13 protein-coding genes are annotated in these 21,287 nt (G+C 47.6%); 7 read left to right on the top strand and 6 right to left on the bottom strand.

Features of this window, described 5'->3' with window-relative positions; genetic code table 11:
- Positions 1-116: 116 nt before the first annotated feature.
- Together ACFI32_RS03430 and ACFI32_RS03425 are read left to right on the top strand one after the other, a co-directional pair.
- Positions 117-5,414, top strand: a complete 5,298-nt coding sequence (locus ACFI32_RS03430) for a hypothetical protein (protein WP_462625096.1) — start codon at positions 117-119, stop codon at positions 5,412-5,414.
- A 114-nt stretch (positions 5,415-5,528) separates the two neighbouring features.
- A complete protein-coding gene (locus ACFI32_RS03425) occupies positions 5,529-6,341 on the top strand; it encodes a hypothetical protein (RefSeq protein ID WP_462625095.1) in 813 nt (270 codons plus the stop codon).
- Positions 6,342-6,442: 101 nt separating this feature from the next.
- On the opposite strand, the gene ACFI32_RS03420 is transcribed toward ACFI32_RS03425, so the two are convergent.
- From ACFI32_RS03420 to glpK, 4 genes are all read right to left on the bottom strand, one after another.
- Positions 6,443-7,135: a TetR/AcrR family transcriptional regulator gene (locus tag ACFI32_RS03420; RefSeq protein WP_462625145.1), complete on the bottom strand. Its 693-nt coding sequence runs from the start codon at positions 7,133-7,135 to the stop codon at positions 6,443-6,445.
- Between the two features lie 190 nt (positions 7,136-7,325).
- Positions 7,326-8,354, bottom strand: coding sequence for an endonuclease/exonuclease/phosphatase family protein (locus tag ACFI32_RS03415; RefSeq protein ID WP_462625094.1), 1,029 nt, complete (start codon positions 8,352-8,354; stop codon positions 7,326-7,328).
- A 472-nt stretch (positions 8,355-8,826) separates the two neighbouring features.
- Positions 8,827-9,339 (bottom strand): hypothetical protein, encoded by a 513-nt coding sequence (locus ACFI32_RS03410; protein ID WP_462625093.1) that lies wholly within the window; start codon positions 9,337-9,339, stop codon positions 8,827-8,829.
- Between the two features lie 433 nt (positions 9,340-9,772).
- Positions 9,773-11,347 (bottom strand): glycerol kinase GlpK, encoded by a 1,575-nt coding sequence (gene glpK, locus ACFI32_RS03405; RefSeq protein ID WP_462625092.1) that lies wholly within the window; start codon positions 11,345-11,347, stop codon positions 9,773-9,775.
- 213 nt (positions 11,348-11,560) lie between these two features.
- Between glpK and ACFI32_RS03400 the strand changes: the two genes are divergently transcribed.
- From ACFI32_RS03400 to ACFI32_RS03380, 5 genes are all read left to right on the top strand, one after another.
- Positions 11,561-13,237, top strand: a complete 1,677-nt coding sequence (locus tag ACFI32_RS03400) for a TolC family protein (RefSeq protein ID WP_462625091.1) — start codon at positions 11,561-11,563, stop codon at positions 13,235-13,237.
- Between the two features lie 92 nt (positions 13,238-13,329).
- On the top strand, positions 13,330-14,208 hold the full coding sequence (locus ACFI32_RS03395; RefSeq protein ID WP_462625090.1) for a YihY/virulence factor BrkB family protein: 879 nt from the start codon (positions 13,330-13,332) through the stop codon (positions 14,206-14,208).
- Positions 14,209-14,256: 48 nt separating this feature from the next.
- Complete coding sequence (locus tag ACFI32_RS03390) at positions 14,257-15,438, top strand: HlyD family secretion protein (protein WP_462625089.1); 1,182 nt, start codon at positions 14,257-14,259, stop codon at positions 15,436-15,438.
- Between the two features lie 3 nt (positions 15,439-15,441).
- The gene (locus ACFI32_RS03385; protein ID WP_462625088.1) at positions 15,442-16,716 is read left to right on the top strand and encodes an ABC transporter permease; all 1,275 of its coding nucleotides are present in this window, start codon (positions 15,442-15,444) and stop codon (positions 16,714-16,716) included.
- Complete coding sequence (locus ACFI32_RS03380) at positions 16,716-17,873, top strand: ABC transporter permease (protein ID WP_462625087.1); 1,158 nt, start codon at positions 16,716-16,718, stop codon at positions 17,871-17,873. Before ACFI32_RS03385 ends, ACFI32_RS03380 begins: the two co-directional genes overlap by 1 nt.
- 107 nt (positions 17,874-17,980) lie before the next feature.
- Here the strand turns inward: ACFI32_RS03380 and sthA are convergent, their stop codons facing one another.
- Both sthA and ppsR read right to left on the bottom strand, forming a co-directional pair.
- The gene (gene sthA, locus ACFI32_RS03375) at positions 17,981-19,630 is read right to left on the bottom strand and encodes a Si-specific NAD(P)(+) transhydrogenase (protein WP_462625086.1); all 1,650 of its coding nucleotides are present in this window, start codon (positions 19,628-19,630) and stop codon (positions 17,981-17,983) included.
- A gap of 160 nt (positions 19,631-19,790) precedes the next feature.
- Positions 19,791-20,687: a posphoenolpyruvate synthetase regulatory kinase/phosphorylase PpsR gene (gene ppsR, locus ACFI32_RS03370; protein WP_462625085.1), complete on the bottom strand. Its 897-nt coding sequence runs from the start codon at positions 20,685-20,687 to the stop codon at positions 19,791-19,793.
- Positions 20,688-21,287 lie beyond the last annotated feature (600 nt).

The raw sequence follows: 21,287 nt of genomic DNA, 5'->3' as shown, positions 1-21,287 counted from the left end.
ACTGATTATTCTATTTATGGTGTTTTTCTGATGCAAGGTTAGAGAAACACCGATTTGTCTCATATCAATACTGTGTGTTGATACATTATTTTTTTTCATAAGTGGGATTACTGATTATGCTTGAAGTCGTTTCCTCGACTCGTAACAATCGTTATCACATTGGTGTGCTCACAACCTTAGCCGCCTCTATGCTACTTATGCAAGCAAATACTACCCATGCGGCAAACCGCTCAGATATCGTCAATATTGATAATATGGCTGAAGTCAGCTATACCAAAGATGGGGTTACACAGCTACAAGGCGTATCAAATAAGGTTAACGTTCAAGTATATACGCTACCCAAATATGACATCTCCTTGACGCAACCTGCACTACAGACCATAGATGCTGGTAACACCGCCACTTGGGTAAACGTCTTGTCTAACAATGGTACTTTGGATGAAACCATTGCCCTAAGTTATGACTATCCAAGTGCCATATCTAACTTTCAGGTGTATCAGGATACCAATAAGAACGGTATCGTGGATGCGGCTGATACCGTACTGACTAATGTCAACCAAATCAAAATCGGTCAGGGTGAAAGCATCCAACTGATCGTACAAGCATTGATAAGCGCCAGTACGCTTGGCGATGATATCGCTGATATCAAGATCGGTGCTGTGGTCTTAGAAGATCCGTCTGTGACAGCCACTGCAACCGATAGCGTGGCCATCATTGAACCGGGTATTGGGTTTATGACGCCCAATTTTACCGATGACAAAACCAACGCCCAAGTGAGCGAAATGCTCTATGTCGAAGCCAGCTATGCTGGATGTAATGTGCAGGCAGACAAGCAAGATCAAGTTTGGGTCAACATCACCTCAACAGCAACAGATGATACTTATGCTCTAAAAGCGATCGAAACGGGCAACAATACAGGCAAATATCACCTCACTGCACCGACTGAGAACAATGCCAATACGATCGTAGATGACACGGTCCAAACCATCAATGGCGACATGCTGCAAGCTGACTTGGTGGCTTGTATTGATTCGTCTGTAGGTCTCGACGAAACGCCGACGCAAAGTGACTTTACCGCCAGTATCAGTGGTTATGTCAGCCAAGTCAGCATGATTAACAACTCGGCAAGTCTACAAGTCATCAAAGAAGGCGATACCAAAACCGCTGAGCTTGGTGATTATGTCAGCTATCACATTCGTATCAATAACAATAGCAACGCTACCGCTTACAACGTCGAGCTAAAAGACGCACTGCCGCGCGGGTTTGACTATGTCGACGGCAGCCTCAGCTATATCGAAAATGGCACACGGATTAATACCACACAAACGACTGAGTTCAGTACCGAGGGTAAATATAAAGTACTCAACGTAGGCACCATACCCCAAGGCAGCAGTAAAGAAGTCACTTATCGGGTGGTCGTTGGCGCTTCCGCATTAGGCGGCGATGGTATTAACCGCGCCATCGCCACCTCAACTGATGACAATGATCAACCATTTGTGTCTCGCGAAGCGCAGTGGAAAGTAGACGTTGATCGCGGTGTAATGAACACCGATGGCATCATTATTGGTAAAATTTATCACGACATCAACCGTGATGGCATTCAACAAAAAGAGGATGGTGAGCTGGGGGTTGCAGGGGTACGCGTCTATATGGAGAACGGTAATTTTGCCGTGACCGACCCTGAAGGTAAGTATAACTTTTATGGTGTAAGCGCAAAGACCCACGTACTCAAAGTCGACCGTACCACCTTGCCTGTTGGTACAGAACTGATCACCCAAAGCAACCGCAATGCTGGTGACGCTGGCAGCCGTTTTGTCGATCTAAAATATGGCGAATTGCACCGTGGCGATTTTGCATTAGTGGGTGGCATGGGTGACAGCACTGAGCAACTAAACCAACAGTTATTGCAGCGCAGTCAACAAGTGAGCGCGAAAAACGATGCGCTTGAACAAGCCGTCAAAAGAGACTTGGTACTTGAGCCTGACTATGACCGTGACTATAGCGATAATATTGATGCCAGTGGCTGTAAGTCAAATGATGCCTTAGATCACGGCGTCGCTTGTGACTCAGCCATCGTTGCCAGCACGATCGATGAGACCGCTACCCGCGCTGTCATGGATATAAAAACCGTTGCCCAGCCAAAGCCTAAAGAGCTTGAGGAATATCTCAAAAAAGTTGCAAACAACGACGTAGCATTTATTAACCTCAGCTCAGGACAGCAGCTGGCGACGTATAGACAGTTGGTACAGGTGCAAGCACCACTGGGTACAAGCTTTGCCCTATATGCCAATGGCAAACGTGTCTCTGAGCAGCAAATCGGTAAAACGGCGGAACAAAAAAAGCAGCAAGTGACGGCTTTTGATTACTACTCAGTGGATCTAAAGCGTGGGCATAATACGCTACGCGGCGTGGCAACAGACAGTACAGGTCGTATCGTCTCTGAACAATCTATCGAAGTGATCACACCCGACAGCTTGCAATCGATTGACTATCGCACTCAAGACAGTCTGGTTGAGGCTGATGGCATCAGTGACTATCAAGTCGTGGTCAGTCTCAAGGATGTTGACAACCTACCCTATATAGCCTCAACACCGCTGACCGTCGACACCAATATCGGTCGCATTAACCTACCTGACGGTAACAAAAACCAAGCAGGTACGCAGGTTACCATCGTAGGCGGAGAGATACTGATCCCTATCACAGCGCCCAGCGTGCCCGGCACTGGTGAGCTGATTATTGATACGGGTACCAGTAAAAAACGGATACCACTACAGTTCACTGCCAAACTGCGCCCACTGATTGCGGTTGGTATTGTCGAAGGTAATATCTCACTAAAAGACTTTGACGGCGGCAATATCACCGATGCGCAAGGCGCTTTTGAACAAGAGCTGCACGAGTTTGCTGGCAATGATGATTACTCAGCCACTGGACGCGCGGCAATGTTCTTAAAAGGCAAGGTACGCGGCGATTATCTGCTGACCTTGGCTTATGATAGTGATAAAAAAGGCGAGCGTCTGTTCCGCGATATTGAGCCTGGTGAATACTATCCAGTTTATGGCGACTCATCGGCCAAAGGTTTTGATGCGCAGTCTACCAGCAAACTGTATGTACGCCTTGACAAAGGCCGCTCATTTGCCATGTATGGCGATTTAAAAACCCAAATTCAGGATGACGAAGGCATCAAGCTCGGCCAGTACAACCGTACGCTTACGGGTCTAAAAACACAGTTTGAAGACGATCGGACACGCGTCACCGCATTCGCCGCCCAGACCGCATCCTCACAGCGTGTCAATGAGACTCGTGGCCTTGGTATTTCAGGCCCGTACCCGCTCGCTGACGATTTTGATGCTGTACTTGAAAACTCTGAAACCGTTGAGGTCTTGGTACGTGATGCAGACAACCCAGGATTGATCGTCAGCCGCAAGACATTGACCCGCTTTGCCGATTATGAAATTGACCCCATCAGTCGCAGCTTATATCTAAAAACACCTATCGCCAGTCAAGATTTTGACGGCAACCCCATCTATTTACGTGTTACTGTCGAAGTTGATGAAGGCGGCGAAAAATATTGGGTCGGCGGCATCGCAGCCAAGCGTTTGGTCAATGACAAAGTGTCTATTGGCGGCAGCTATATCAATAGTGATGATCCGCTAAACAAAGAAGAGCTTGCCAGCGTCAATAGTGTCATTAAAATCAATGACCGACTAAAACTGGTCGCAGAATACGCCAAAAATAAAGCCGAAGACCCAGATTACCAAGCCAGCAACCAAATCAATGCCGACACACTCGATAAGACCGATGTGAGCGGTGACGCAGTGCGCGTTGAGCTGCACTATGATGACAAAAAGCGCACCCGTGCCAAGGCTTATTATAACGATGCTGATGTTGGTTTTTTCACTGCCGCGTCGCCATTGACCGCTGGGCGTACTGAAACAGGTGTCGAGCTGACGCACACGTTAACCAGCAAACAGACTGCCTTTAAACTAGAAGGCGTGCGTACTAAAGACCATACGACAGAATCTAGCCGCCAAGGCATCAAAGCCACCGCCGAGCATCAATTGAGCAAAAACGTGGTTGGTGAAGTCGGTTTACGCTACTACAAACAAGACGCGACACCTGCCTCACGCAATATTCAAGGGGCTACTGACGTTGTCGATGTTACTGATGACACCATTTTTAATGACGACATTATCAACCAGTCAGCGCTCAACGGCGTCAGCAGCGCTGATAAGAATATCGAAGGCATTACTGCCCGTGCGCGTGTCACCGCCCACCTGCCCAAATTAAACAAGTCTTTGGTATTTGCAGAATACGAGCAAGACATTGATAACAGTGCCCGCAATGCCACCTCGATTGGCGGAGAAACACCGCTTGGCAGCTTAGGTCGCCTCTATGCCCGTCACGACCTAATCAACAGCTTGTCGGGCAGCTATGGTTTGGACGACACCGATGAGCGCCAACGTACGGTCGTTGGATTTGATACCAACTATATGAAAGATGGTAAAATCTATAGTGAATATCGCGCCCGTGATGCCATCAGCGCACGCGACGCAGAAGCCGCGATTGGTCTTAAAAATAAATGGTATGTGCAAGAGGGACTCACGGTCAACACCTTGCTTGAGCGCATTGAGTCGCTAGAAGGCGAAACAGACAGCACCGCAACTGCCGCAGGTATTGGCGTTGAATACCTTGCCAAAGACGACTACAAAGCGTCGGCTCGGTTCGAGCAGCGCTGGGGTGACACCAGTGATACCGTACTGGGTAGTGCGGGTATCGCCTATCGTTATAATGATGACATCACCCTATTGGCAAAGGATATTTACTCACGTGTGGACTACAATGATGGTCACCGCGCGCTTAACCGTTTTCAGCTGGGCGGCGCTTACCGTGATTACGACAGCAATCAGCTGGATATGCTCACCAAATTTGAATACCGCTTAGATGACAATGCAACAGGCACCGACCCGTATCAAAAAGATGCCTTTATTTGGTCATGGAGCGGTAACTATCACCCCACTCGCCCACTGACATTGTCTGGACGCTATGCGGGTAAATATACCAAATATACTGCTGATGAGTTGACCAGTAGTAATACGGCGCACGCGGCCTATGTACGCGGCTTGTACGACATCAGCGAGCGCTGGGATGTGGGTCTACAAGCAGGAACTTACTGGAACCAGCAAGCTGAAGATTTATCTTACATGCTCGGCGCAGAGGTTGGTTACAGTCCCATGACTAACTTATGGCTGTCTTTAGGATATAACTTTATGGGCTTTGAAGATGAAGACATCGCCTATGACGACAGTACCCAAGAAGGGGCTTATTTTAGAGTTCGCTTTAAGTTTGACGAAGATTTATTTAAAGCCAAAGACTCAAGAAAAAATCCACGTATCGCCGATAGCATGGCAAAATAGTAGCCAGGCTCTCATCAGTACCAGCCGCTTGATTGACCAAAGCGGCTCAATCATCAGACGATAGCGCTCACCTTATGCCCAGCGAGCTGCTTATGATCAGACAAGGTTTGTGATATGTTTACTCCAGTTCTATTGGCCTCATCGATGTATCAGCATATGGCAGCCGCACGCAAACGGTCTGCCAATGCGGTACTACTTGGCCTACTGGCAGTTATTAGCATACCCAGCCAAGCAGCGCCCGACTCAACCGTCAACCGCATGCCGACAGCCACCTGTACCAGTGTTAACACGGCGCCTGATACCATCATATATAATCGGCAGACACTCGCCTGCTTATCGGCACAGCTGCGCGACTATCAAAGCCGCTCACTGCCCCCCTTACAACAATACTTTGCTTACAAAGCCCAAGCTTGGCTGACGTATGCACGCTTCGAGTATGGCATCAGCAGCGAATCGGATGCCGGCGCGCAGGCGCTGCACGCAGGTCACCTGCTTATTCAAGCACTGCTCAATAGCGACACAGAACATGTAGCGCTGATAACAGATATTCCCACGTCTTCAGCCTTGATGCAGCCTGATTTATGGGCGCAGCTTAGCGCCCTAAAGGACAGTGGCAGCGTCACCATAACACCACGTGAGATGGCACTGAGTGAAGTAGCGCTTATCTGGGCGGCAGCTGACCACTGCGAACATGGCTGGCGGCAGTCAAGTCCTCAGTTTCGAATGGCTGAGCGCTGGCTTGCACAGGCGCGGGTGGCCTATATCAACAACCATGACAGCTCAACCAATGCGGCACTAGAAGACTCAATCAACAATTATTACCAGCAGTACGCGCCGCTAGATGCGGTAGACGATATGTGCCAAGGCCAAGCGTTAACCGATCTTGATCAAACGAGCATTTCACCCGTAATCACTAACATGACTTAAGCCCAAGCAAGCTGACTTGCTGCGCTCTGCACAGTATTTCAAATACCATTTTCCATAAAAAAAGCTGGCACCGTGCCAGCTTTTTTTATGGGAATGATCAATTAGCGATTTTTACGTGGCAATTTTTCTGGTAAGTAGCAACGTAGATACGCAATAGACGCAGTTAAGGCTTCTTGTAGATAGTTATCAGTGATGCGCTCATGGCGGCGATAAGACAAGGTAAAGATACCATTGATCAAGCTGTGCGTGATCAACAACGTGTCTTGAATGTCTTCGTACTTAGGCATCTCATAACGTTCAGCCAAACGCTTATAGACCAACTGCACGATCTGATGGTCGATATCCTCACCAAACCCGTCACCTTCAAAGTCAGGCGTGTTGGTATCATAGATCAACTTGGCTTTGGTCTGATCCATATGGAAGATATGTACACAGCGCTCGATCAAAGCCGTCAAGTACCCTTGCCATCTGTCACAGTCGCCCGCGTCTACCGTCGCCAACACTTCCAAAATCTCAATAGCGTTTAAGAAACGCAGCGCCAAAAAGATGGCTTCGACATTAGGGAAAAAGTGATAAGCAGACGCACGTGGGATGCCCGCTTCTTCACACACATCGGCTAGGCTGATGTCATTGATCGCTTTGGTTTCGCTTAACTTTTTTGCACCCATCAACAGTTTTTGACGACGTGCACGTCCCTGTTGGCTGGTAAACTTAAATTTGTTTGGCACCAGTTGCTTGGCCAATTCCGAATCTACCAAGATATCTTCGATTTTTTCGTCTTTGTATTCAGTCATCATAAACCTCTTAATGTTACGCCCTGTTGTGGTTATAGCTACAAGTATTGTTGAACCATCATCACTAAGGTAGCCTCTGCTGCAAATATTACGGCTACCGGATAAAAATGAAGACGTATCATAAACACTTGCACATTATCAATCAAGGGGCGTTGGATGGGTTGACATAATAATGTGGTGATTAACCCATTTAATCACTCAATGTTATCTTTGCTCGGATAATGCCATGATCTGTGACTCGATCTTCATAGTCCCATTTCAAATGGTCATTAAAATAATCGACACGCTCAATCTGCCCAAGTGAAAACTTGCTGTCGGGCAAAAACTCTTCAGATACAAACAGTTGATCGATCACCTCTGGCATTCCTTGATAGATATGCGTATACGCCATATCTTTCATCCATTCGTATCGCGCTTGGATACGTGCGGCGTCAAACAACGCCACATCACGCATACTTTTGTCGTAGTTGACCTCGCCAGTCTCCGCCATCAATTGCGTGGTCACGCTGCCTGTCACATCATTCATATCGCCCAGCAAGATCAGCGGCTCACGCGTGTGATGCAGGCGCTCAATGATAGACATACGAATAGAGGCGGCTTCTGCCGCGCGCATACACAAACTGCGCAGCTTGGCACGAACCCTGATATTGGGGTCATCCATATCTTCTAACAAATTACCTGCTGCATCGCGTAAAAAATAAGCACGTTTGCTTTTTAGATGCGCCGTAATAACCGTTACCGGTTGACCAAAGACATCCAAACGCACGAGTAGCGGCGGACGTTTGAATGTATGATAAGGCCCAACATCAGGAATGTCGATGACTGCTTCTTTGGTGACCGACTCTAGTAAGCTGGTTTCAATAGCGTCAAATCGACTAATAATGCCCACAGCAGGGGTATCTTGCGCCCCTTGTCCCTTGGTATAAGGACTGTCTTGGCGGTTGCTTGCCAGTGGGATGATCGCTTGTTCTGCTTTAAACCCTAACGATACCGCCAGCGCTTCTAACGCCTCGCTGTCCCATACCTCTTGTACTGCAATAATGTCTGCATGAGCCTTGCTGAGCAATTCGCTGATACCGCGTAGTTTATGCTGATAAGCAGCGTCAGTATACGCAGGCGCATTGTCATAATAAATGCGATCAGGATTTGCAAAATTGAGCAAATTAGCCGTCGCAATATAAAATTGCTGCCGATGATCGCGGTCAAAGCGTGCCGTCATAACTGATCCCTATCGTCTGTTTTATAATTTTTATAGGCATTGATAACCACAGTTATCAATGCCATCTATCCATAGTACCTAATATTTTGCCAATCCTTGCTATGTATGATTGGTACTGTATGGCTGGTACTTTATATTCTTGCCATACTAAGTTTATAGCAGATATAAACATAAGTTTCTATTATAAAAATAAAAAAACTGAGTACAGTTGGTTTTGTAAATAACCATTTTTAATATGTTTTTTATATTTTGGAATAATAATTCGTCAAAACAGGCTTATTATTGTTATAAATAAAAAAAAGCTCCCAAGATAAGACTTGGGAGCTTTAACATAACACAGATTAAAAACCTATAACGTCATTTATTGTGAGAATACGCATATCTTTGCTACTGGTTAACAATTTAGTAACTGTCACCTTCGCCTTTTTATATGCTATATGACATCATCGCAGGTTATGCCAGTGATTTGATATTAACTGACACGGTGCCATGCATCACGTGTCGCTAGACGAGCGTCATCCCATGCTAAGCGTGACTCACCCTTTACTTCTTCCCACGACCGTTTCAGATCTTCTTCATGGTCTTCAAAACGAGCATCAGCAGGATAGCGTGCGCGGTTTGCATAACCCACTGCATAAGCTGGATGGTAATCGCGATCAAAGTCATAGCCTTCTTTGTAATAATCAACATTGGCATGTTCGGCACGCCAGTAGGCTTCTTCATGTGTTGGGTCGATGGCTTCAGCAGCTGCATGTCCTGCACCGCCGCCGACTACTGCGCCAATCGCGCCGCCAATCAAGGTACCTAATGGACCTGCCATTGAACCAATAGCTGCGCCTGCTGCTGCGCCGCCAACACCACCAACACCAGTACCTACTGGATGAGAACCTGGTTCACCAGTGATCATATCAGCGTTTAAGTCATCTTTCGATTCTTTTGACATATGTTTCACTTCATCACGATCGATATCATCATAATTACTCATTATACTATCCTTTAATTAACTGTTTATTTTAATGTTTTTAAAATTTATTAACTATCTATTTAACAAACCACACGTAAAGTATAAGACGCTGCCATCGCTTGCGATACACCGGTTATGTAATTTATGTCCAGTTCGCGATGACCTTGCGTTACAAGATGTATCTTTGTCACGTCAGTATATTTGATAAATAACGTTGGGTAATCAGCCTCAATTTATTCATTCGCTTATTTGAGCTATTCATCAATATTTTTTACCTTTTGGTCAATTTTTTATGCTTATGTCCCTATTTTTATTAGGGTTATGAAAGCCGCACATATTTTCAATTTGGCTGATGGCCTTTATGCTTTCATATGTATTTTCATATTGTAGTTAGCCATAATCAATACCTTGCTTCATTTACTATTAGGTTCTTATGACAATGCTTCATGACTGATTAGAGTTCCGTCAGCGCTCGCTGCAAGGTGCGTTGCCATTTGTCCAAATGCCGCAAGCGTGTCTCAGCAGCCATATTCGGCTCAAAGGTATGCGCCACTTGCCATGACGCTTGCATACTACTGTCGTCATACAGCCCTGTCCGAAGCCCTGCCAGCAGCGCCGCGCCTTTGGCAGTAATTTCGGTATCCTTTGGTCGTATTACGGGCACGCCCAATAAGTCTGCTTGAAACTGCATTAAGAGATCGTTGTTGGCGGCACCGCCATCTACCCGCAGCTCGGTCAAGGGATGCGGGCTGTCTTTTTGCATGGCAATCAGTACATCATAGGTTTGGTAAGCTATCGACTCTAGTGCGGCACGAGCAATATGAGCTTTGGTGGTGCCGCGGCTCATACCACTGATACTGGCACTAATATCTGATCGCCAGTACGGCGCGCCAAGACCAGTAAAAGCAGGCAGCAAGACCACCTCTTCGCTATCCGCGACTTGGGCGGCAAGGGCTTCGACATCCGCGCTTTGCTCAATCATGCCTAGATTGTCACGCAGCCATTGCACAATAGCCCCTGCCATGAAGACGCTGCCCTCTAGCGCATAAGTAATATTGCGTTTGCTTTTATGACTGGTCGGCTGGAGCATGCGCTTGCCTGACTCTACAATGTGGCCAAAGGATGAGATATCAGGACGCGGGCTGGATGTTTTTCGTTGCCACGCAATGGTGGTCAATAGCTGATGCTCACTGAGTTTGGGAGTGTCACCGATATTCATCAGCATAAAGCAGCCTGTGCCATAGGTGTTTTTTGCCATACCCGCATCAAGACAGCCTTGACCAAACAGCGCGGCTTGCTGATCGCCCAGTACCGCATGAATGGGAATTTGTTTGGCAAAAAGGCCTTTTTTGGTTTTGCCAAACTCGCCGTCGGAGGGCAATACTTGCGGCAAAATATTCATTGGGATATCAAAACGCGCGCACAGCTCATCCGACCACGCCAGCTGATGAATATCATACAAAAGGGTACGCGAGGCATTGGTCACATCAATGACATGCTCGCCGCCTGTGAGCTTATAGATAAGCCAACTATCGATAGTACCGACCGCGATTTGTCCGTGGGCGGCTCGTGCTCTGATTTTTGGGTGGTGTTTGAGCAGCCAAGCGATCTTGCTGGCGCTAAAATAAGGATCTAAACGTAGACCTGTGATACTCTGCACTTCTTTTGCGACGGCCTCATCGGCTGCTAACGTTTTACAATAGCCTGCGGTACGCCGATCTTGCCAAATGATGGCAGGAGCTAATGCTTTGCCGCTTTGCTTGTCCCAAACCACGATAGACTCACGCTGGTTGGTAATGGCAATACTGGACACATCTGTCGCTAGCAGTCCAGCTCTATTGATGACATCATGTGCGCAGCTGATTTGTGTTTGCCAGATTTGCTGCGCATCTTGTTCAACGTAGCCACTTTTGGGGGTTTGTAATGTGGTCGGCTGCTGGACTATTTTGATCGGCTGCGCTTTGTCATCATACAATATGGCTCGACTGGAGGTCGTGCCTTGATCTAAGGCCAAAATATATCCTGCCATGAGCGGCTCCTTATTGATGTGCTGGTGCAAATGGGGGCGTAATCAAACGCCCATAGTGCGATATAGCATAAAGTGGCACGCGATGCAATGGCGCACCAGACAACAGCCAGACAATAGTAAGTATTGACCTGCCGTGATTGTGGCTCTACAGTGTAGCCCTACTCGGCTGTGCTGATACTGCCATCCTTCTTTTTTTAATGGCTGATACGTCTTATGAAGTATGCACGATCGTCTTTATCGCTTGCGGTAATGGCAACGTTATTGCTGGAATTTGGTCATGCTGCTGCGGCCGAGGCAGATACCGCAGAGATGCCTGTAGGTGATAATCTAAAGACGCCAGTCGTTGCCGCAAGCAGTCATCAGACCACAGCTGATCCGATGACAAATAGCGCGGTGATAAATCATGCCGCAAATAATGGCTCGTTACCAGTCGCATCCTCAAGTACAGCGAATACCAGCTTACCTGTGCTGAGCACTTTGACCGACCCCATCACGCACAAATCCGTCACCAACAGCTACCCTTTGGCCGTGGACAGCTTTTTAAGCTTGGCTCAAGCGCAGGATCTGTTGCAGCATGTTTCACCAAAGCTGGCCGCCAACCAAGCGGCCATCGCGGCTAGTGAGTACCAGACCGATGCGGTCAAGACTATTGACGATCCCTTTGTTTTTGCCCGTCTCTCTGCCGCTGCCTATACCGTTCAACAAGATATCGATCTATCCACGATCAAACACAACGTGGCTGACGGGTTGGATCAGTTTGGCAACACCTTACCACAGACGCCTACGCTACCAGATTTTGGCCAACTGATTGATGAGCAGATTCCAGATACTTATGATTTTAAGCAATCAGGCACCACAAGCAGTGCGGGGGTTGGCGCGGTGTGGCCCATTTATACCGCAGGGCGCAGCCAAGCGCTAACAGGACTGTCCAAAGCGCGTACCCAAGAAGCCATCGCTGATGACCTGTCAGATACAAATGATCTATACAGTACCCTAATCAAGCGCTATTTTGATGCGCAACTGGCCATCATCGCCGCGTATCTGCGTGAGGATGCCTATGATACCCTGCAGCAAACCGATCATATGGCGCAGCGCCTATTTGAAGAAGGCTTTATCGCGCGGGTCGATCGCCTAGAGGCACAGTCCGCGCTTGCCGATGCCAAAAGCGAAGCGATTAATGCCAATAACGATGCGCGCTTGGCCATGATTGCGTTGCAGCGTCTGCTGCGCACCGACTATCGTATCAAGCCGACCACACCGCTGTTTGTATCCAGTAAAGCGCTACCTGATGTCAGTTACTTTCAAGACTTGGCGCTCAGCCATCATCCCGGTCTACAAAAAGTCGCCGCCAAACGCGCTCAAGCGCAGCAGCTGCACGCACTCTCGGACACAGGGTACAAGCCAACGGTACTGCTCTATGGTTATGGTCAAGTCGAAAAAGACCCCAGCTGGATTGCAGGCGTCTCTGCCAGCTGGAAATTGTGGGGCGGTCTGGACAAACAAGCCACACTGGCGTCAAGCACAGCAAAAATACGTCAAGCGAATTTGTCCGAAATTGAAGTCAGTGACAACCTGCTGCTACTGGTAGAAAAAAACTGGCATGATGTCAGTAATGCCCAGTCACGCTATCAAGCACTACAAAGCAACGTTGACTTGGCTGAAGAAGTGCTGCGCTTGCGCCGTTTAGGCTTGCAAGAAGGCGTCAATACCACCGTCGATGTGGTACAAGCCCAAACACAATATCTAAAGGCACGAACCGAACAAGCCCAAGCTGCCAATCAATATGTGCAGTCGCTGGCGGCGTTGATGCAAAGCTGCGGCACCCCTTTGGCGTTTAATACCTATCTCAATGCAGCTGATATTCGCTTGCCAACGTTATACACTGAGTAACAAGTGTGTATGAACCGTCATAAGCTATATAAACAGGCGCTCATAATGTTTATCATAAAGTGACCAATAACCAGCAGATAAAAAAGACGATTATGAATAACAACTTTATGAAAAATTTACCTGACAAATCAGCTTTTGGGATACAGCCTTTGTTAGCAGCATGGCGCGATACCAATACCTCTAATATATGGGCGCATTGCGCCAGTGTTGGCTTTTTTGGGTTTCTGTCTATTTTTCCAGTCATGGCCGTGTTTGTATTGATTTATGGTCTTGCCTTTTCACCAACTGAGATGCAGCAGCAAGTCGCTGTTTTGCAGCCATACATCCCTGATAGTGTGTATGAAGTACTCAACTCACGCTTAGATGAGCTGGTATCCAATACCAAGTCCACATTGACCTTTAGCCTATTGGCATCCAGTTTTTTGGCGCTTTATGCAGGATCTAAAGGTATCAAGTCCTTAATGATTTTGGTCAATATCGCCTTTCATATTAATGAGGAGCGCGGCTTTATACAGCGCAATATTCGCGCGCTTATTTTGACATTTTCAGCCGTGGTAGTATTGATCATCGCCATATCCTCTATTGCTATTGTTCCTGTCTTGGCGGACTACTTCCCCTTTCCTCAAGCGGCTGAAACGATTACGCTATGGCTCCGCTGGCCCATATTGGCTGGTATTATTTTCTTAAGCTATTTGGGCTTATATCGCTTAGCACCAAATCGCGGCGCAGTTGAGCTCAAGCGCTTGATACCCGGTGCGTTAGTAGCGACGGTACTGTGGATTGTGTTGTCGGTACTGTTTTCAATTTATGTGCAAAATTTTAATAACTATAGCGCCGAATTTGGTGCGCTATCTGCGGCGGTGGTCATCATGCTGTGGCTATACTATTCCGCTTTTATCGTCGCCTTTGGTGCTATTTTTAACTCCCAAGCGCTGCAAAAAGACCAGCATGATGCGGTTCGTGTGTATTGACCCTTCATTTTTTACTCCCAACCCTATTGCCTTAGGACGCTCACTGTCATGACAGACCCACAAAATCATACTAACGGCACATCAACAAATCGTGTGCCGCCCAACCCTGTCAACAGTGAGCCTGAAATAGATAAAAATATTTCAGACAACGATCCTGTACCTGTGACAGCAACGTCTCCATATCAGCCTGCCAGCAAAAAGCCCGTGGTACTTAAAAAGGCCATCATCACCTTGCTGATACTCGCTCTCCTTGCCTTCATTGCATATGGACTGTTGCAAAGTGAGCAGCATAGCGCGCCTGACACGGTGACATTACAGGGACAAATGCAAATGCAGCAGACATCCATTGGTGCCAAAGTCGCTGGGCGCATCTCTAACATTCTGGTCACTGAAGGCGATACCGTCAGCAAAGGCCAAGCGCTGATTGAGATGGATTCTCCTGAGATCAACGCCAAAATCAATCAAGCCCGTGCTGGTAAAGAGATGGCACAAAGTCAGCTGGATAAAGCCGAAAATGGAGCGCGGCCGCAGGAGGTGGCACAAGCAAAAGCGGCTTGGCAAGCCAACAAAGCCGCTTCAGATTTGGCTCAAAATACCTATACGCGGGTCAACCGTCTATATGAAGAAGGGCTGATGGCACGGCAAAAACGTGACGAAGCCTATGCCAACTATTTGGCCACACAAGACCAAACCGAAGCGGCGCGGCTACAGTATGAAATCGCCATGGAAGGTACGCGCCGCGAAGACAAGGCGGCTGCCAGTGCGCAAGTGGCGCAAGTGGATGCCAAACTTGACGAGGCGCTGATTGCTAAACAAGAAGCCAATTTAAAAAGTCCAATTGCAGGCGTGGTTGATGATGTCATTGTCAATGTCGGCGAGGTTATCGGTCAAGGCGTACCGATATTGACCCTAGTCGATACCAGCGATCAGTGGGTGGTGCTGAACGTCACTGAAACCTATCTCAATCAATTTGCGATTGGTCAGCAATTTAGTGGCACCATTCCTGCCCTTTCTACTCCTGACACCCCTTATACCAAAAAGTTTACAGTCTACGCTTCGTCGATGTTGTCAGATTTTGCCACATGGCGACCGACCAACAATGATGATGGCTTCGATGTGCGTACTTTTGAGATCAAAGCGCGGCCAAGCACGCCTGATGCGCGTATTCGCTCAGGCATGAGCGTGGTGGTCAATATCAATGCACCTGCTACTACCCAAGCGCAAGAGTAACGCATGTCGTGTCTACAAGCTTTTTTGCGCAGTGCAGCTTACGAGCGGCGGTTTTTGGCCAAAAACCCTTGGGACTTGGCTGTTGTGCTATGGATACCGCTGGTCACGGTACTGCTGATTTGGTGGATATTTTCACGTACCCAAATCACAGACCTGCCTATTGGTGTGATCGATCGTGATAACAGCCCCATCGCCAATACAGCCGTGCGCTATTTGGATGCCAGTCCTGATATCCGTGTCACCGCGCTTTATAGCAACCAAATGGACGCACAACAGGCCATGCTTGAGCGCCATATTTATGGCATCGTTATTATCCCAGAAGACTTCTCCCGCGATTTACTTAGCGATCAGCCTGCGCCGCTGATACTACAGGTCAATGCCCAATACGGCACACATTCTGGCATCATCCAAAAAAGCGTCCAATCGGTCGTCGGTACGCTGTCAGCTGGCGCGGAAATACAACGCTTGGTCAAGCAAGGCTTGCCGCGTTCACAAGCGGTGATTAACTATTCTCCGATCAATATCCAGCGGGTCAGTTTGTTTAACGCGGCGACCAATTACCAGCAGTTTTTGGCATCGACGGTCATTCCAGCGCTACTGCATATTCTAGCAATGGTCATTGGTGCCACCACCATCGGACGTGAGCTGCGTGATAAGCAGATTGGCCGTTGGTATCGCTTTATCGATACCGGCAACCCTGACTTGTTAGCCACCAAAAATGTATCATTGGCGACAGATTATAAACACACACCATCTGTGCCCACTAACACGACACCTATTTCTATGCTCATATTGCTCTTTGGTTTGATGGGCAAATATTGCTGGCCCATGCTGGCCTATAGCCTGTGGGCAGCACTGGCGATAGGGCTTGCTGGCTACGGACAAGGCATTGATTATGCTTCACTCATTGCCGTTTATGCAGGGCTGGTGATCTTACTGCTGCTGTCTTTCTCCTTGGGGGCTATTTTTACATTAAGCGCGTTTTCCTTACGAATGGGGCTATCGACGACAGGGTTTATCTCTGCACCGTCCTATGCTTTTGCAGGCGTGACCTTTCCTTATATTGCCATCAGTGACAGTGCCAAACACTGGTCAGATATGTTGCCCCTCACCCATTATCTTAAATTGCATATTGCACAGCTACAGATGCGTGCGCCGCTTGCGATATCGCTGCCGATTGTTTATGGCTTATTTTTGGCAGCACTTATTGCATTGCTACTGATGGCTGTACTAACCAAGCGTGCGCTACAGCACCCTGAACGCTGGGGCGCGCGCTGATGCCACATATCGATACAAGAGCAACGATTTGGCATGGTTTTATCCATACCTTGCAAGATATCTTTACAGATAAAGGCGTGGTGTTGATGTTGATCATTGCACCTGTGATTTATGGATTTTTTTATCCATGGCCGTATTCGTCTGAAGTGGTCGACCACGTCCCTGTGGGCGTTGTGGACTATGATAATACTGATGTATCTCAAACCCTTACCCGCTATGTCAGTGCCAGTCCGCAGCTGGACACTCGGCGTTTCGCCAATGAGCAAGCAGCGCGGCACGCCATGTGGACCAATGATATTGCAGGCTATATGGTGATACCCAGCGGCCTTGAGCAGCAAATCAAGTCAAGCAAAACGGCTCATGTCAGCGTCCTTGGTAACGGTGGCTACTTTATTTTAAATAAAAACGTACAGACGGGTTTCGTAAAGGCCGTCAGCACCGTATCAGCAGGTATTGAAGTCAGAAAAAATGTAGCACAGGGCGCCTATTTGCCGACAGCGACCAAAAAAAACCAAGCCATTCCGTTACAAATCATACCACTGTACAATTCCACTGAGGGCTACGGCGCCTATGTTGTGCCTGCGGTCTCTATCATCATCCTGCAGCAGACGCTCCTGATGGCGGCAACCATGCTGGTCGGTACATGGTATGAAAAACGCAGACACCTGACCACTTTGCGTGGCTGGATTGGGCGCGTACTGGCACTGAGTATGCTCAGCTTTGTGATTGGCTGTTTTTATTACGGCTGGGCGTTTGAGCTACATCATTATCCGCGCGGCGCGAACATGCTGGGCAGCTTGCTATTTTTGGCACTGTTTTGTCCCACTGTGGCCACGCTGGGCTGCTTACTTGGACTGTGGTTCCGCCAGCGTGAACGCGGCATGCAGATTTTGATATTCAGCTCATTGCCACTCTTTTTTGTCAGTGGCTATCCATGGCCTGCAAGTCAACTACCTGAAATACTACAAGTGATGCGTTGGCTCGTGCCGACCACGCCAGCCATCAACACCTCAGTACAGCTCAACCAGATGGGCGCATCTGTCATGCACGTGGCGACTGGCTTTTATGCCTTGGCTGGACTGTGGCTGAGCTATGGTATTTTGCTGTTTTTAATGTGCAAGCGGATGCGTCAGCAGCAGCCATACAAACTGCCGTGAGCAGCAAAATATTAGGGGCACGCCCTAGGACAGCAACGATAAATCACCATAAAAAAAGCGCCTGCATAGAGGCAGACGCTTTTTTTATGGTGATTTATCAAGAGACCTTAAAACACGCGGTTAAGACCGTTTAACGCGGCCACGCGGTATGCTTCTGCCATGGTGGGATAGTTAAAGGTAGTATTAACAAAATACTCTAGCGTATGGTTGCACTTCATCACGGCCTGACCGATATGAATAATCTCAGAGGCATGGTTGCCATAGCAATGAATACCCAATATCTCAAGCGTCTCGCGGTGGAACAAAATCTTCAAGACACCTGTACGCTCACCGATGATTTGGGCGCGCGCTAAATGTTTAAAGAAGGCTTGACCCACTTCGTAAGGCACTTTTTCATCGGTCAGCTCTTGCTCAGTTTTACCAATGCTTGAGATTTCAGGAATGGTATAGATACCCGTTGGTACGCTTGAGACAGGCTCAGCATCACGGTCGCCGACCATAAATGCCGCCGCACAGCGCCCCTGATCGTAGGCAGCTGATGCCAATGATGGCCAGCCGATCACGTCGCCAGCAGCATAGACGTTTTCAACGTCAGTACGATAGGTGTCATCGACTTTGAGCTGTCCACGGCTATTGGCTTTTAGACCAACGGCTTCTAGGTTCAAGCCTTCAGTGTTACCTGAGCGACCGTTAGACCACAAAATAGCATCTGACTTGATTTTTTTGCCGCTTTTTAGATGCAAAATCACACAGTCATCGTGGGTCTCTAAGTGGTCAATCTCTTCATTACTGCGAATCAAAACGCCAAACTGTCTAAAATCGTGCGCGATGGCGTCGCTGATTTCACTATCTAGATAGCTGAGCAACTGATCCTTGTTATTGATCAAATCGACTTTATAACCCAAACCAGTAAAGATAGACGCATATTCACAGCCAATCACGCCAGCACCATAAATGATAATCTTTTTGACCGTGTAATCCATCTGTAGGATTTTATCAGAGTCAAAGACGCGAGGATGATCAAAGTCCAAAATTTCAGGACGGTAAGGGCGACTACCCACGGTGATGATGGCTTTGTTAAAGGTCAACACTTCAAACATGTGATCGTCGACTTCAACACGTAGCGTATGACCATCGATAAAGCTCGCCCAACCTTGAATCACATCAACCTGATTGCGCTCATAAAAACGTGTGTGGGTATTGACCTGTCTGCGAATAACTTGACGCGCGCTTGCCAATACTTTGTTGAGCGGGACTTGATGGTAATCCATCGCTTGGGTAAACATCGGATCACGGCGATAGTTGATCAGGTTAAAGACGGATTGACGCAGCGCTTTACTGGGTATAGTGCCGACGTGAGTACAGTTGCCGCCAACTTGCTCGCGTGGATCAATCACCACCACTTTTTTGCCTGATTTAGACAGCTTCATCGCAGCAGCTTCACCAGCAGGCCCTGCGCCCAAAACGACCGCATCATAGTCGTATTCGTGCGCATCCGCTTTTAGACGCTTGGAATCACGAGTCGAACCTGACTTAACATCGATACGCTTATCATCGAGTGGGCTGATCAGATCAGGGTGGTGCATGATGTCTTCAGTAACTTGCTCATGCGTTTGTTCGATTTTTTCTTTTTTGCTGTTGTCAGTGGTTTTTTCAGGAGTGGTCACAGGGGCAACGCCGCTGTCTTTGTTGGATACTTCGGTATGGGTATCCAGACCGGTATCGTTGGTGGTATCGTTTTTACGTTTGCTTACCATCTTGTCCTCTTTGGTTCATCGTCCATTTGTGTGTTGATTGGTAGGTTGGGTGGTGTCGCTATGATAGGCGGTCTTTAGGCGCTTTTATGGTATAGGCATCGACCTATGCGATAAGCACCTATTTTACAGTTTATATGATCCACCTGCGCTATCATTTGGATTAGCCAATACGGCGTTTGAGCCCCGTCATTTGTAGAATGCGCGTGGCAATTTCTTCTACCGACATTTCTGAGACATCAAGACTAGGAATACCTTGTGAGATATAGATACCTTGTATCGCACGCTGCTCTTGCTGGCACTGCTGGTAGCTTGAATATCGGCTACCTGCTCGGCGTTCTTGACGGATTTTTACTAAACGGTCGGTATCAATCAATAAACCAAACAGCTTATCTTTATGCTCGCGCAATGCTTTGGGCAACTGATTGTCGTACAAGTCATCTTCGGTTAGTGGATAATTGGCGGCGCGGATACCAAATTGCAATGCCAAATATAGCGACGTTGGTGTTTTTCCTGAACGTGATACGCCAATCAGGATAATATCAGCCAGACTATAATGCCGCGTGCGCGCACCATCATCATTATCCAAAGCAAAGTGCACAGCATCAATACGTTCTTTATAAGTTTCTGAATCGACATGATCATGCGCGTGTCCTGAATGCCCATCAGGCTCAATACCAGTCTCTTCGGCAATACGGCCAATCAGTCCCTCATACATATCCAGATTGCAGCTGTCTGCAGAATTGATCTTTTCGCGGATGTCAGCATTGACAATCGTGTCAAATACCAACGGCAACAAGCCATCGCGCTGATAAGCCATATTGATTTGCTCCACCGCGTCTTGGGCACGCTCTAAGGTATCGACATAAGGCAATACCCGCGTCTCAAACGGTACAGAGGCAAACTGGCTCAAAATAGAACGACCCAACGTCTCCGCGGTGATGGCCGTACCATCAGAGATAAAAAAAGCGCTTCTGACAGCCTGAGAGTTATCGAGACTCAGCGCATGACGGTTTTGAATGGTAGGCTTGTCTTGCTCAGATGACGTGCTTGAATACATAAATGAAAGACCTTAATGATAGCGCGATAAAAAACAGTAATGATGTGTTTGTATGCACTTAAGCCATGAAGTTACCCATAGACCCAAGCACCACGACTGATTGATGAGACGAATGAGACAAAATCTACTGACCTGACCACATCAGCGCCTGCTTTTACTAGGGCATGTCCCTATTTCTTTAAAAATGGTGATAAACGTTTGAATTAGGGACACGCCCTAGCAACTTGTTGCCACATATACGCCATAGTAGCGGGTTATTTTATGCTTCATATTATACGCACAATCGCAAGGCAATAGGAATCAATGTTAGCATAACCCTACTTTCTTACGGCTCTTACGGCAATCACCTTGCTATCGACATCGCCGCACCATACTCGGGCGGCTGGCAATAGAGAAAGCCATAACCAGTAGCAATGGTGACAAACTGAGTAACGTGCGTACTTGATTTTATCGTTTTAAAAATCTATAAGAAAACCTTGTTTTATAAATTTCCATCAATCGATTACTTGCCGATACTCACATTTTGTATCTTTTTCAAAAGTTTTTGGCTTTGGCTATCGAAATTGTTTGAATATAACGGTATAATTCGGCGTTATAATC

Source organism: Psychrobacter sp. PSi21, from assembly GCF_054960615.1.
The sequence above is the reverse complement of the archived record's forward strand: the minus strand, read 5'-3'. Positions and strand labels throughout refer to the sequence as shown.

Bases quoted from the DNA above. Each gene is read 5' to 3' on its own strand.
- ACFI32_RS03380 (WP_462625087.1), top strand. From the start codon at position 16,716: ATGCCACATATCGATACAAGAGCAACGATTTGGCATGGTTTTATCCAT.
- ACFI32_RS03410 (WP_462625093.1), bottom strand. From the start codon at position 9,339: ATGAGTAATTATGATGATATCGATCGTGATGAAGTGAAACATATGTCA.
- ppsR (WP_462625085.1), bottom strand. From the start codon at position 20,687: ATGTATTCAAGCACGTCATCTGAGCAAGACAAGCCTACCATTCAAAAC.
- ACFI32_RS03430 (WP_462625096.1), top strand. From the start codon at position 117: ATGCTTGAAGTCGTTTCCTCGACTCGTAACAATCGTTATCACATTGGT.
- sthA (WP_462625086.1), bottom strand. From the start codon at position 19,630: ATGGTAAGCAAACGTAAAAACGATACCACCAACGATACCGGTCTGGAT.
- ACFI32_RS03400 (WP_462625091.1), top strand. From the start codon at position 11,561: ATGAAGTATGCACGATCGTCTTTATCGCTTGCGGTAATGGCAACGTTA.
- ACFI32_RS03425 (WP_462625095.1), top strand. From the start codon at position 5,529: ATGTTTACTCCAGTTCTATTGGCCTCATCGATGTATCAGCATATGGCA.
- ACFI32_RS03385 (WP_462625088.1), top strand. From the start codon at position 15,442: ATGTCGTGTCTACAAGCTTTTTTGCGCAGTGCAGCTTACGAGCGGCGG.
- ACFI32_RS03420 (WP_462625145.1), bottom strand. From the start codon at position 7,135: ATGACTGAATACAAAGACGAAAAAATCGAAGATATCTTGGTAGATTCG.
- ACFI32_RS03395 (WP_462625090.1), top strand. From the start codon at position 13,330: ATGAATAACAACTTTATGAAAAATTTACCTGACAAATCAGCTTTTGGG.
- ACFI32_RS03390 (WP_462625089.1), top strand. From the start codon at position 14,257: ATGACAGACCCACAAAATCATACTAACGGCACATCAACAAATCGTGTG.
- glpK (WP_462625092.1), bottom strand. From the start codon at position 11,347: ATGGCAGGATATATTTTGGCCTTAGATCAAGGCACGACCTCCAGTCGA.
- ACFI32_RS03415 (WP_462625094.1), bottom strand. From the start codon at position 8,354: ATGACGGCACGCTTTGACCGCGATCATCGGCAGCAATTTTATATTGCG.